This window comes from Rhodoferax ferrireducens, from assembly GCF_049302455.1.
In the GTDB taxonomy this organism is placed as follows: Bacteria; Pseudomonadota; Gammaproteobacteria; order Burkholderiales; family Burkholderiaceae_C; genus Rhodoferax; species Rhodoferax ferrireducens_B.
This window is the reverse complement of record NZ_JBAQMD010000011.1, coordinates 66,958-80,369: the sequence shown is the minus strand read 5'-3', so window position 1 is coordinate 80,369 and position 13,412 is coordinate 66,958. Positions and strand designations below refer to the sequence as shown.

Annotated in this window: 11 protein-coding genes; 1 reads left to right on the top strand and 10 read right to left on the bottom strand. The window is 60.5% G+C overall.

Annotated features, from left to right (window positions below):
- Positions 1–362: 362 nt before the first annotated feature.
- Entirely contained in the window at positions 363–1,562 is a 1,200-nt protein-coding gene (locus tag WA157_RS01575; RefSeq protein WP_422619278.1) for an IS91 family transposase, read from the bottom strand.
- Positions 1,563–1,571: 9 nt separating this feature from the next.
- Positions 1,572–2,450, bottom strand: a complete 879-nt coding sequence (locus WA157_RS01570; RefSeq protein ID WP_422619277.1) for a tyrosine-type recombinase/integrase — start codon at positions 2,448–2,450, stop codon at positions 1,572–1,574.
- A 225-nt stretch (positions 2,451–2,675) separates the two neighbouring features.
- On the opposite strand from WA157_RS01570, the gene WA157_RS01565 reads away from it, so the two are divergent.
- Positions 2,676–3,146 (top strand): hypothetical protein, encoded by a 471-nt coding sequence (locus WA157_RS01565; protein WP_422619276.1) that lies wholly within the window; start codon positions 2,676–2,678, stop codon positions 3,144–3,146.
- 191 nt (positions 3,147–3,337) lie between these two features.
- On the opposite strand, the gene WA157_RS01560 is transcribed toward WA157_RS01565, so the two are convergent.
- The 8 genes from WA157_RS01560 to WA157_RS01525 all read right to left on the bottom strand — a co-directional run bounded on the left by WA157_RS01560 (position 3,338) and on the right by WA157_RS01525 (position 13,280).
- On the bottom strand, positions 3,338–4,102 hold the full coding sequence (locus WA157_RS01560) for a 4Fe-4S dicluster domain-containing protein (protein WP_422619275.1): 765 nt from the start codon (positions 4,100–4,102) through the stop codon (positions 3,338–3,340).
- 8 nt (positions 4,103–4,110) lie between these two features.
- Positions 4,111–5,607, bottom strand: coding sequence for an NADH-quinone oxidoreductase subunit C (locus WA157_RS01555; RefSeq protein ID WP_422619274.1), 1,497 nt, complete (start codon positions 5,605–5,607; stop codon positions 4,111–4,113).
- 2 nt (positions 5,608–5,609) lie between these two features.
- Positions 5,610–7,052, bottom strand: coding sequence for a proton-conducting transporter membrane subunit (locus tag WA157_RS01550; RefSeq protein ID WP_422619273.1), 1,443 nt, complete (start codon positions 7,050–7,052; stop codon positions 5,610–5,612).
- Complete coding sequence (locus WA157_RS01545; protein ID WP_422619272.1) at positions 7,049–7,657, bottom strand: hypothetical protein; 609 nt, start codon at positions 7,655–7,657, stop codon at positions 7,049–7,051. Before WA157_RS01545 ends, WA157_RS01550 begins: the two co-directional genes overlap by 4 nt.
- Positions 7,654–8,580 carry a respiratory chain complex I subunit 1 family protein gene (locus WA157_RS01540; RefSeq protein ID WP_422619271.1) on the bottom strand — a complete coding sequence of 309 codons (927 nt, stop codon included), beginning with the start codon at positions 8,578–8,580 and terminating at the stop codon, positions 7,654–7,656. Before WA157_RS01540 ends, WA157_RS01545 begins: the two co-directional genes overlap by 4 nt.
- Entirely contained in the window at positions 8,577–10,592 is a 2,016-nt protein-coding gene (locus WA157_RS01535; protein WP_422619270.1) for a proton-conducting transporter membrane subunit, read from the bottom strand. The genes WA157_RS01540 and WA157_RS01535 overlap by 4 nt, the downstream gene beginning before the upstream one ends.
- 228 nt (positions 10,593–10,820) lie before the next feature.
- On the bottom strand, positions 10,821–12,923 hold the full coding sequence (gene metG, locus WA157_RS01530; protein ID WP_422619269.1) for a methionine--tRNA ligase: 2,103 nt from the start codon (positions 12,921–12,923) through the stop codon (positions 10,821–10,823).
- Positions 12,924–13,073: 150 nt separating this feature from the next.
- Entirely contained in the window at positions 13,074–13,280 is a 207-nt protein-coding gene (locus WA157_RS01525) for a CsbD family protein (protein ID WP_422619284.1), read from the bottom strand.
- Positions 13,281–13,412 lie beyond the last annotated feature (132 nt).

The following is a 13,412-nucleotide window of genomic DNA, read 5'->3' as shown; positions in this document are numbered from 1 at the left end:
TGCAGAGAGTCTTTTGCCTGGCGGTCGCGGGCTAAAGAGCTGAATCAAAACTGGGGCGGCCGTTCCGCGAACGGTAGGCAAAAGATCCCGTTGGACTAAGCCGCCACTCGAGACGGTGGCGTGCTATGGGTATTGAATCCGCAGCACACGCATTGGCGGCGCATGGATCGGAAAATACTGGCAGTTGAGTTGCACAAGGCTGGCGTGCAACCGAAGATTGTGCGGCTTTTGCGTGCCCGTCGTGGATAATTTTTCGGAGTGGCGCGCCGCCATCCCCAGGAGGCTGCGAGAGCAGACAAAGTGGTAGCTATCGCTTCGAGATGCCGACCGAGAAGCGATGGTGAATGTGGCCAAGTTTGGATTCATGGTGCAGTGGGCGGCGGTCCGCGTGGCAAGGTCCCTGGCAGGAAAGTTTCGATGCGCACCATCTGTCCATGCCCGCAATGGGGGCAGTCACGCAGCGACACGCCTGTGAGGCGCTGATAGCGGTCGCGGTAGTCCTGCGCATCGAGCGGCACCACCACCGGCGCTGGTGCCGCCAGCAAGTCCCGACAATGGTTCAGCCTGACCTCCCGATAGCGATTGGCCAGCAGCCCGTAGTGGCGGATTCGCTGGAATCCAGATGGCAGAACATGCAGCAAGAAGCGGCGAATGAACTCGTGTGCGTCCAGGCGCATGGTTTTGTTGCGCGACTCGTGGCGGTAGTCCTTCCAGGCGAATGTGACTGCTCCATCGCTGAACTCGCGCAGGCGGTTGTTGGAGATCGCCACGCGATGGGTGTAACGGCCAAGATATTCCAGCACCTGCTTGGGGCCGCCGAAAGGCGGCTTGGCGTAGACCACCCACTCGGCACGCGATGCCGGCGCCAGATATTTGGCGAAGTCAACGCGATTGCGCAGCGCCTCAAGACTGTTGAAGAATTGCAGCTCGCCGTGATCGAAGGCCAGTTGCAACTGAGCGATGAACAGTCGGCGAAACAACCGGGACAGAACCCGCACTGGCAAGAAGAAGCCTGGACGGCACGAGATCCAGCGCTCACCGTTCGGCGCTATTCCACCGCCTGGCACCACGCAGTGCAGATGCGGGTGATGCAGCAGATTCTGCCCCCAGGTGTGCAAGATGGCGATAAAGCCGATCTCGGCGCCCAGATGTTTGGCGTCGCCAGCGATGGTGCGCAGCGTCTCGGCGGTGGCTCGAAACAGGATGTCGTACACCACGGTCTTGTTCTGGTACGCGATCGCGGCAATCTCCTGCGGCACGGTGAATACCACGTGGAAATACTCCACTGGCAGCAGCTCAGACTGGCGGTCCTCAAGCCACTGTGCACGCACCAGCGACTGACACTTTGGGCAGTGCCGATTCCTGCAACTGTTGAATGCGATGCGCTGGTGCCCACAGGAATCGCACTGCTCGACGTGGCCGCCCAACGCCGTGGTGCGACATTGCTCGATGGCACTCATGACGCGGCGCTGCCCGCGGCTCAGTGCCGCGTCATGGTCTTCACGATAGGAGGGGCCGACCTGACGAAATATATCCGCCACCTCCAGCCCGACAGGGCGCACCGCTGGTCCTCAAAAATGAACCTGCGGACTGACCGTCGGTTGCAGCGTGTCCGCTTTGGGTAGCAGATCGAATGGGCTGACCGTGGCACACACGGTGCTGGTGGCGATCTTCAAATAGCGCGAGGTGGTGGCCAGGCTGCGATGTCCCAGTAGCAACTGGATGGTGCGAACGTCGGTTCCAGACTCCAGCAGGTGCGTTGCAAACGCGTGACGCAAAGAGTGCGGGGTGATAGGCTTTGTGATGCCAGCGGCACGGTGGGCTTTTTGACAGACCTGCTCGACGGCGCTCCTGGTGATCGGCTGACCGGGGATTCCTCCCGGAAACAGCCAAGGCTTGGGACGTTCAAGTTTCCAGTACGCACGCAGCACATCGAGCAGCCGGGGCGAGAGCATCACGAAACGGTCCTTGCGTCCTTTGCCTTGATCAACTCGCAGCACCATGCGCTGGCTGTCGATATCGGTCACCTTCAAGTGCGTGGCCTCGGATACCCGAAGGCCAGCGGCGTATGCCGTCATCAAAAGGGTCCTGTGCTTAACGCTGTCGACGCAATCCAGGAAATGCATGACTTCCTCGGGGCTCAAGACCACCGGAAGTTTGAACGGCTTCTTGGGCATCGGAATCTCGTCAGGCGCCCAGTTCTGTTTGAGCGTTACCCTGTAGAGGAAGCGCAACGCCGCCGTCGCGATGCCGACGCTGGTGGCTGAAAGATTGCGCTCGGCAGTCAGGTACACCTGATAGGTGCGAACATCCTCAGGTCCGAGAACCTCAGGCGATCGGTGGAAATGTTTGGCATAGGACGAGATCTGCTGAAGGTACGACTGCTGGGTGTTCTCGGCGAGGTTGCGGATGCTCATGTCTTCGAGCATCCGCTGGCGTAGCGGTGTCATGGCAATGCTCCTTTACGGATTGAAGGGATGAAGTGCTGCGAGCAGCGAGTCCATCGTCCTGCAAAAGGAGATTGCTGAAAAGTCCGAGGTAGCCTGCTGGACTGGCGAACCAGTTCGCGCGTCAGCGGGTTAGTCCAGGAATTTCTATGGGGCGTAATGGCTTATCAGGCGTTACATCTTGCCAAGCATACGCTGTAGTGAAGTGGAAGCAATGACAACACTGATATGCGCAAAGAAGAAATTCCCGCTGATATAACGTACCTCGCGTTCAATTTTTTTTATTGGTTCTCTCGCTTCGAGTACGCCCTCAAGGAAAACGAATTTCTCAAGTGTCATGTTGGCGGATCAAGAGCTGAGCCGGGTTGGGATGAGTTTGTCACAAAGTTTGAAACAAATTACACACCTTCTGAGCAAGCATATGCCTTGTTGAAGGCGAGCCCAGAGGCCCAAGTGGTGGCAGAAAACAATCAACTCGCCTGGAAAGCCGTTGACCTGTCCAACTGCAAATCAGAACTAGAAAAAGTTGTTCGCCTGCTGAAAACCATCCGAAACAATCTCTTTCATGGAGGAAAGCATGGTGGCGCCGGCTGGGACGATCCGAAGAAAACAAGTTGCTTGCTTTCGTCCGGCATGTTGGTTCTGGACCAACTCGCCGAGCTCGCGTCAATTGAAGCTGACTACAGGCAACGCTACTGATGAAGATCACCGCCCGAGGACTTTCCCGGTAGTCTAGCGGACCTGCGCGAAGGTCATCTAACCCCTGTGACTTGGTACGTTGATCGTCAACTTTCGAGCGGCGCGAAAGTCAGGTATGTGTCTTTTCCAGCCATCCAGCCAAACGAATCGAGCCCGGTCGGAGCGGTGTCTTTGTTGAATGAAGCCTCGACCTACCCCGCAATGCCCAGCAAGTCCATGATGCCCGAAATAAACGTCAGCGGATGCGCCGGGCAGCCCGGCACATACAGCGCCGGTTTGAAGTTGTCCAGAAACTGGCGGTCCAGCGCATCGCTGTCGGCAAACACACCGCCCGAAATGGCGCAGGCTCCCACGGCAATGACCAGTTTCGGCTCGGGAATGGCATCCCAGCAAACTTGCAGGGCTTCTGCCATGTTGCGGGTGATGGGGCCGGACAGCACCAGCGCGTCGGCATGGCGTGGTGAGGCCACGATGTCGATGCCATAGCGGCCGAGGTCGAAGTTGACGTTGGAGAGGGCGTTGATTTCCATCTCGCAGCCGTTGCAGCCGCCGGCTGACACCGAGCGCAGTTTGAGCGAGCGGCCAAAGCGCTTGTGCAACGCCGCAGACACTTTGATGGGGTCAAGGTTGGGGTGGGCGCTGCTGACCGTGAGGGCCTCGCGGCTGGTGGCGCACAGCTTGACATCATTGTTGAAGCTCAATTTCCGGCTGGGGCAGACTGGCTCGCAGTCGCCACACAGCACGCAGCGACCCAAGTCAATATGGACCGGGTCGGGCTGCGTGGGTTCCAGCCTGATGGCGCGGCTTGGGCAGACCTGCACGCAGGCCTGGCACGCATCAGCGCACGCGGCATCGCTGATCACGGGCTTGCCCCGAAACCCGCCCGGTGTGGCTGCGCGCAGATCAGGAATGTATTGCGTGCCCTGGGATTTTCGAACCGCGATGGACTTAAACATGGGGCATCCTACAAATCGTTGCCGCAGTAGGAGAGGTCAAAACTCTTGTTGCAGATGGGAAAGTCAGAAATGGCGTTGTCGCGCATGGCAAACGCCAAACCGAACCAGTTGGCTGTTGATGGGTCCTGCACCTTGTAGTGCCGCAGTTCACCTTTGGCCGATGTCTCAAGCACCTGCAGCACCGGCCCGCGTGTGCCCTCCACCAGCGACACGCACAGTGCTTCAGCCGGCAGTGCGGCCGGGATGCTGCGCTGGGCTTGACCCGCCTGGCTCAAGTTCAGCGTGGTGTCGCTCAGCAGTTGGAGCAGCCAGGCCACCGAGGCATCGACCTCGCGCATGCGCAGCCGCATGCGCGCCCAGCAGTCGCCGCCGGGCTCGGTCACCATGGACAAGGGCGCGTGGCCGTACGCCACACCGGGCCATTGGCTGCGGGCATCCAATGCCACGCCGCTGGCGCGCGCCACCGGCCCGGTCAGACCCAGGTCCAGCGCGGCCTGCTGACTGACTGTGCCGGTGCCGTGCAACCGGGCCTGGACGCTGCGCGCTGCCAGCATCAACTGGTTGATTTGCGTAAAGTCCGGGGCAAACGCCCTCAGGGTTTGCGTCAGGTCCTGCTGCAGCGCCTCCGACAGCGGTTTGGCTTGGCCGGGTCGAATCCAGCCGCGGCCAAAGCGGTTGCCGCAGACACGCTGGCTGGCGTTGATGATGGCGGTGCGCAGGCGGCCGTAGGTGGCACCCCCCTGCAAAAAGGCAATGTCAGTGGCCATGCCACCCAGCGTTGCCAGGTGCATGGCGATGCGCTCCATCTCTAAAGCGATAGCACGTGACGCATGTACTGCGGGGGCTAGAGGCTGATTTGACATAAATTCCAGCGCGGCGCAATAGCCCCAGGCGTAGGCCACGGCCGAGTCGCCGCAAATCGACTCCACCAGCGGGGTGAGCTGCCACACCGGGCGGCGCAGCAGCAGGCCTTCCACGCCGCGGTGTTGGTAACCCAACTGAATTTCCAGGTGATGAACATTTTCACCCAGGCACATGAAGCGGAAATGCCCGGGCTCGATCACGCTGGCGTGAATCGGTCCGACACCGACTTCATGCACCTCCTGCCCGCGCACCTTGAAGAAAGGGTAATCCGTCATGCGCTGCTGGCGCTCGCCCTCAAAGCGAACGGGTTTGAGCCAGGGGTGGCCGTCGGGGAACAAACCGGTCTGTTCCCACAGTTCGCGCTCAAAAATCTGCGCCGCCGGATGTTGGGCGGTGAGGCAGCGGTAGTGTTCGCCGCGCAGTGCCGTGGCGCGCAGGATGACCAGCGCACCCTGCGCGGGCTGCAACACCGCAGTGACCATGATGATGTTCGCCCCAAGTTCCGGCGCCGGCCTGCCAAACAGAGTCAGCAAGCGCTCCCCGGCTTGCAGGCGCTGGCCGCACAGCTGCATCAGCTCCTGCAGGCTGGTCGCGGCAACATCGCGCAAGGGGAACAGTGTCAGGGCTTGTGCCGTTGTCATGGTTAACCGCCAATCGACTGCGCCACCGCAATCAGCAATTGGGTGATGGGTTTGGGGGCGTAGGTGCCGAGCATGATCAGGATGAAGACAAACCCCAGCTTGGGCAGGGCCGCGATCCAGGATTCGTGCACCGGTGGCCCTTCGCGTTTGGAGGCCCCCCACAGCATCGGGAACACCGTGCGCCCGGTTGCCACAAAAATGATGGTCAGCATCACACACATCAGCGTGAACGCCATCAGGTTACCCGCTTGCACGATGCCTGAGAGGATCATCATCTCGGCCAGAAAACTGGCAAACGGCGGAAAGCCCAGCAAGGCAAAAATGCCCACGGCAAACAGCAAGCCAGAAAACGGCATGACCCGGATCACGCCGCTCAGCGGGGCGACATCGTTCGTGCCGTAGACCGCGCGCAAGCGTCCCGCGGTCAAAAACAGCAGCGACTTCACAAAGGCATTGCTGACGATGTAGAGCACGACGCCATAGGCCGCCGCCTTGCCGACCGACAGACCCAAGGCGATGACGCCGGAGGAACTGACGCAGGCATAGGCGATCAGACGTTTGTAATTGCGCACGGCCATCACCTGCACCGCAGCCACGACCAGCGACAGATAGCCCATGAGCAGCAGCTCCTGGGACACAAAATGGGACTCGAAGCCCTGAAACACCTGCAGAATACGAAACACCGCCACCACACTGATGTTGAACTGCACCGCCGCCAGCAGCGCGCTGGTGCTGGTGGGCGCGGCTTCGTAGGTTTCGGGCATCCAGCTGTAGAGCGGCGCCAGACCGAGCTTGCCACCCAGCCCAAACAGCATGAAGGACAAACCCAGCCGTTGCCAGCCATCACTGTTGGTGGTCAGTGCCTGTCCGAGTTGATCAACCGAAAAGCTGATGTCGATGCCGCGCAAATCGGCTGATTGGGCCAGACACATGAAGCCCAGAAAGGTGATTGACAGCGTCATGGCCGAGTACAGCATGTAGCGCCAGGCCACCCCTTTGGGTGAGGCTGCATCACCGCGCGCCACCAGGGGTGCCGCGCACAAGGTGCTGAGCTCGATCAGCGCCCACATCAGAATGAGGTGGTTGGACATGACGCCCAGGTTGATGATCAACATGAAGGCCAGCATCAGACCCGCACGCGAGCGGATGTCATGGGACAGGACGTTTGATGTGTGTTCGCGCGACAAGATATAAACGCTGATCCCCAGAAACACCGTGTTGACCAGCACCACAAAAAGCAGCGAGGTGGCGTCGAGCACCAGATAGCGCCTGGCAAAGTACAGCGGCAGTTCCGCCAGCGGATGCGTGATGAACAAGGCCACCGAGGCCAGCCAGTTGATCAGTGCGACAGCCACCAGGGCGGGAGCGACCCACCTTGTGTCGGGTGCCACCTGGTCTGGCGACGCCGTCAGGACGGCGGAGGAGGGGGAAGCGAGCGCGCTCATGCCATGTCCTTCAAGGCGCTGGGCGCCACTGGGGCCGGGCTGTGCCCACGCACCAGCCAACTGCCCACCGCCACCGTCAGGATGTACACGCCGCTGACCGCCAGGTGCACCGGCAGCGGCCAGGGCTCGGGCATCAGCGACTCAAACAGCGCCAAGGCGTTTTCCATGAACAACAAGCCGACCAGCTGGGCGGCGGGTTCCCGGTTGGTGGCCAAAATCAAAAAGGCAATCATGACGGTGGCCGCCACCACGCCCAGCGTGAGCGCGCGCACGTCAGCGCGGGCACCGTCGCCAAAGCGGAACGCCAGAATGATCAGGCTGATGGCCACGCCCCAGGCAAACAGGTTGGAGGGCATCAGGTCCTGCCGTGCGGCACTGTGCCCGGACAGGGCCCGGCGCAGCAAGGTCGGCACCAGCCAGGCGCGCACCAGCAGCACCTCCAGCCCCAAGGCCAGCACATGCAGCGACAGCTCCGAATGACGGGTCATGCTGATCCAGCCCAGCGCCAGTGCCTGCAGGCTCAGCCAGGCGGGAGCCACGTGGATCTTGCCAAAGAAGACGGGAATCACGGTGGCCACCAGGCACAGGATCAAAGGTAGTGTCATAAGCCGCTGGCTCCCAATCCGACCACCACCATACTGACGAGCGCCGCGCCCGAGCCAATCAGCACGTAGCGCGTGACCCAGCGCATCGGCAGCCGGGCGGTCAGTGACTCGATGCAACCCACCAGCAGCGCCACCAGCAGCATCAGGCCCAGCGACACCCCAATGGCGGCAACGGGGGCTACCTGCGGGTCCATGGGATTGATCAGGGCGGCAATCAGACCCGCGTACAGGGTCATCTTCAGCGCGGCGGCGTATTGCATGGCGGCCAGCTCCGGGCCACTGTGGTCCAGAATCATGACTTCATGGATCATGGTCAGTTCCAGGTGCGTCAGTGGGTCGTCCACCGGCAACCGGGCGGCTTCCGTCTGCAACAGAATCAGCAGGGCCAACACCAGCGGGAACACGATGACCGGGAAGTAAGGCGTTGTGTGCAGCTGTCCAATCAGGTCGGCAAAGCTGCTCATGCCGGTGGCGGCGCCTGCCGCGCCGATCAGCAGAAACAGCGCCGGCTCGGCATAGGTGGAAAACGACGCTTCCCGCGCCGCGCCCATGCCTTCAAACGCGCTGCCGACGTCCATTGCCGAGATCATCAGCGCGATGCGCGCCAGTCCCAGGGTGTAGGCGACCACGACGAAATCGTGCGAAAACTGCACCGGTGCAAACTGGCCCAGCATCGGCACCATGCTGGCAGCCGCCAGGCCGCAGACCAGCACCACATAGGCGCTTGAGCGAAACAGCGGACTGGCCACGGTGCTGATGATGGGGCGCTTGCCCAGCAGCCGCCGCAAGTCAGAGGCCGACTGCAACAGGCGCGGCCCCTTGCGCCCCGCCCACCAGGACTTGGTGCGGTTGACCAGCCCGACCAAGACAATCGGCAGGGTCAGCACCAGCAGCCCATGGGTCACGGTCAGCAGCGTATTCAAGGCAAGCCCCCCTCGGCCAGCAACACCAGCGCGCCGATGGCCACGATGGCAGCCAGACCGGCCGCAAAGGCGATGCGCGGGTCGTCTTCATGCAGTTTTTGCGATAAGTCGCTGGCTGATTCATCGCCGTGGCTGATCACCGCAAACAGGCGCCGCTCGACCGCATCCACACAGTCAGTGATCACGTAGCTGTCACGGGGGAAATACCCGGCGGGTGCTTTTTGCCGCTTGAGCATCAGCATGATGTTTTTGAATTGGCCGGCAAAGTCGGCCGAAAAACTCCCACCCGTGTACTGCATGCGCGCATTGGGCGCGCCATAGCCACAACCCCAGGTGGCGTTGCGGCTGGGTGTTTGTCGTTTCAGGCGTGCGCGCAACCCCACCAGCGCCAGCACCACGACCAGTACGGCCACCAATCCGGCCGAGATGGCGCCGATGCGCAGCAGTGTGCCGGTGACCGACTGCAGGGTATCAAGGGCCACGGCATCGGGCGTCAAATGCAGGAACAGGGCTGTGGGCGCCGCCACCAGGGCAAAGCCCAAGGTGGGTGCCACGCCCAGGGCCACCGTTCCGATGGTATGGACCACCATGGGGAACAGCATCCAGCCATTGGCTTCGTGCGCTTCAGGCAGGCTGGCATCGCGCGCGTTGCCCAAAAAAATCACGCCAAAGGCGCGCGTGATGCTCAGGGCCGACACGGCCCCGACAAAGGCCAGCGCCGCGGCCGTCAGGGCCAGCGTGAGTTTGGCCCAGATATTGATGCTTTCACCCGTGAACAGGCCCGAATAGATCAGGAACTCGCTGGCAAAGCCGTTGAACGGCGGCAAGGCAGAAATCGCCACGCCGCCGATGATGAAACACACGGCGGTCACCGGCATCAGCTTGAACAGGCCGCCCAGGCGTTCGATGTCGATCACATGCTTGATCTGGTAAACGCAGCCGGCCGCATAAAACAACTGGCACTTAAAAAACGCGTGGTTGAGCACGTGCAGCAAGCCGCCCCCAAAACCAAGTGCCACCAGCGTGGGCATGTCCCAGCTCAGCCCCAGGCAGCCGACGCCAAAGCCGATGCCGGCAATGCCGACGTTCTCGGTCGATGAATAGCCCAGCAAGCGTTTCAGGTCGCGCTGGCCCACGGTATAGAGGCCACCGACCACGGCCGAGGTGACGGAAAACGCAATCAAGAACCAACCCATCCACTCGTCCGGTTTGCCCGAGATCATCAAAAAATGCACCAGCGCATACAGCCCGGCTTTGTGAATCACGCCTGACATCAATGCCGAGACATGCGCCGGCGCGGCCGCATGGGCGCGCGGCAGCCAGGAATGAAACGGGAAAAATGCTGATTTCAGGCCAAAGCTGGTGACCAGCAGCAAGAAGACTGTATTGCGCACCGTGCCTGGGTTCTGGCTCATCCAGTCGCCATAGTCATCCAGAAACCACGACTGGGTGTTGGTGTAGAGAATCATCACCGCCGCCACCAGGAAAATCAGGCCGACATGGGTGGAGACCAGGTAATTGAAGCCGGCAAAGCGCACCTTCTGGTTGGGGTAGTCCCAGATCACCAGCAGCCAGGCCGACAGCGCTGCTATTTCCCAGCCCAGCAAAAAAGTGACGGCATGTTCGCCGACGTACACCAGAATGAACGAGAGCGAGATCATGTTGAGCAGGCCAAAGTGCACGCCGATGTGGCGTGGGCTGTCAAAGTACTTGCGCATGTAACCCATCGCATACACGCTGCCCAGCAGCGTCATGGGCAAGGACCAGCTCAGAAAGAATGCGCCTAGCGCGTCCAGCCTGAAATGCAGCGTGCCGATGGGGTAGGCCCAGGGCATGTCACCCGTGACATCCGGGCCGCCAAACAGCACTGGCAGCGCGACCGACCCGACCAGGGCCATGGCAATCATCTGCGACACCAGTCCGGCGCTGGCGCGCACGATGTTGCGCGCCGGCAGCAGCGCCAAAGCACCACCCGCCATTAGAACCAGAACCGCCTCAATGAGCTGGTTCATGGCGCTGGTGCGCGCTCAAATGCAAACCGAAGGACGAAATGAGGAGAAAAATCTAGAGGCAACATGGGGACACCGCAAACGATCTGAACACCAGGGGTTCAAACGAATGCGGGTGGCCCGCAATGCCGAAGACGCATGCAACAGCGTCTGCGCTTGGAGAGCGGTGACATTAACCGCGGTGAATTCAAGGAATGGAGCGTGCCCATGAGGAGCGCGATTCTACGCCCGTCAACGCACCCGCATGCCCGCAAGGGCCCCGGCAAACGGCTCCAGGATATAAATGCCGGGGTTGGCTTTTTCGTCGGCATGGCTGGCGGCCAGCACCATGCCGTCGCTGACACCGAACTTCATTTTGCGCGGCGCCAGGTTGGCCACCATGACGGTGAGTTTGCCGATCAGCTGCTCGGGTTGGTAGCTGCCCGCGATGCCGCTGAAGACGTTGCGGGTGTTGGCTTCGCCCACATCCAAAGTCAGGCGCAGGAGCTTGGTGGAGCCACTAACCGCCTCGCAATTGACGATCCTGGCAATACGCAAGTCGATCTTGCTGAAGTCGTCCATGCTGATCACCGGGGCCATGTCTTCGCCGCCTTGTGCTATTGATTTAGTAGCAACACATTCAGGTTCCACGGGGGCTGGAGCCTCAAATAATGCTTCAAGTTGCTTGACATCGACGCGTTGCATCAGGTGCTTGTAGTCGCCAATGCGGTGGACCGCACCCAGCGTCTGACTGACGCTGGCAAAGGTGAGCGGCTCGATATTCAGGAAATTTTCCACCTGCGCCGCCAGCGTGGGCAGCACCGGCTTGAGGTAGGCTGTGAGTGCCCGGAAGGCTTCGATGCAGACCGTGCAGACATCGTGCAGGCGTGCCTCCATGCCGGTTTGCTTGGCCAGTTCCCAGGGCTTGTTGGCATCCACATATTCATTCACCCGATCGGCCAGCAGCATGGTCTCGCGCAAGGCCTTGGCAAATTCGCGTGCCTCATAAAGTTGCTCGATGCTGGTGCGCTCAATCTGAATCTGTTTCAGCAGCGCCGCCCCGTCGTCTGAAATGACGCCCAACTGGCCGCCAAAACGCTTGGCAATAAAGCCGGCTGCGCGTGAGGCGATGTTGATGTATTTGCCGACCAGGTCGCTGTTGACCCGCGCCATGAAATCTTCCGGGCTGAACTCCACGTCCTCGTTGCGTGCCGTCAGTTTGGTCGCCAGGTAGTAGCGCAGCCACTCCGGGTTCATGCCCAGGCTCAGGTACTTGAGCGGGTCCAGGCCGGTGCCGCGGCTCTTGCTCATTTTTTCGCTGTTGACCGTCAAAAAGCCGTGCACAAACACCGCGTTGGGCGTTTTGCGGCCGCTGAAATGCAGCATCGCGGGCCAGAACAGGGTGTGGAAAGTGATGATGTCCTTGCCGATGAAGTGGTACTGCTCGGTCGCCGGGTCGGCCATGAAGTCGTCGTAATGCCGCGCGCCCGTTGTTGCGTCGCCGGCCAGCTTGATAAAACGGTTCTTCAGCGAAGCCAGGTAACCGATGGGTGCATCCAGCCAGACGTAGAAATATTTGCCCGGTGCATCGGGAATTTCGATGCCAAAGTAGGGCGCGTCGCGGCTGATGTCCCAGTCGCCCAGGTCACGCTTGCCCTCGGCATCGGGCAGCAGCCATTCCTTGATCTTGTTGTAGACCTCGGCTTGCAGGCGCGACTGACCGCGCGGGTTGGTGTCCGTCGTCCACTGCTCCAGAAATTCAACACACCGCGGGTCCGACAATTTGAAAAAGTAATGTTCCGAATCGCGTAGCACAGGGGTGACACCACTCAAGGCCGAGTACGGGTTCTTCAACTCGGTCGGGCTGTACACCGCGCCGCATTCTTCGCAGTTGTCGCCATACTGGTCTTTGGCGCCGCACTTGGGACATTCGCCCTTGATGAAGCGGTCCGGCAAAAACATGTTCTTCTCGGTGTCGAAAAATTGGGCGATGACGCGTGTGCTGATCAAGCCGGCGGCTTTGAGATCACGGTATATCGCCTGCGCCAGTTCGTGGTTTTCCGCGCCGTCGGTGGAATGCCAGTTGTCAAAACCAATATGGAAACCGTCCAGATACGGTTTGCGCCCGCTGGCAATGTCGGCCACAAACTGCTGCGGTGTCTTACCGACCTTTTCAGCGGCAATCATGATCGGCGCGCCGTGGCAGTCGTCGGCGCAGACAAAATGCACCGCGTTGCCCATCATCCGCTGGTAGCGCACCCAGATGTCGGCCTGGATGTACTCCATGATGTGGCCAATGTGGAAATTGCCATTGGCATAGGGCAGGGCGGTGGTGACGAAGAGTTGGCGTGGCATGGAGCGGGGCTTTCAAAGACAGCCGCTGATTTTAGTCGGCTGCGGTCCTCACTACACAGCCCGCCCGTGCCAGGGCCACTTGTTTCAAACTTGTAGCTGAGGCTGCTACGCCTGGCGGTGTCGCAGCTAAAAGCCGCTCACCACCCCCGTTCAACGCTTGTGAACGGCATCCTTGACCGCTTCTTTGGCATCTTTGACAATTTCCTTGACATCGCCGAGCCGCTTTTCTGCCTTGCCTTCGACCTGCTTTTGCAGGCCCTTGGCTTGTTGCTCCTTGTTGCCGACCAGTTTGCCGGCTTCCTCCTGGACTTTGCCTGCGATGTCTTTGACTGTGCCTTTGACTTGATTCTTGTTAATCATGATGGGTTCCCAGAGTGGTTAAACAAATTTCAACGCTTGTGAGCCACCTTGTGACTCGCAAGCTAAATGTTAGGCAACCGTCAAGAAATCGTCTGTACGCTTGCGTACACAGGGTTTAGTTCTTTTTGA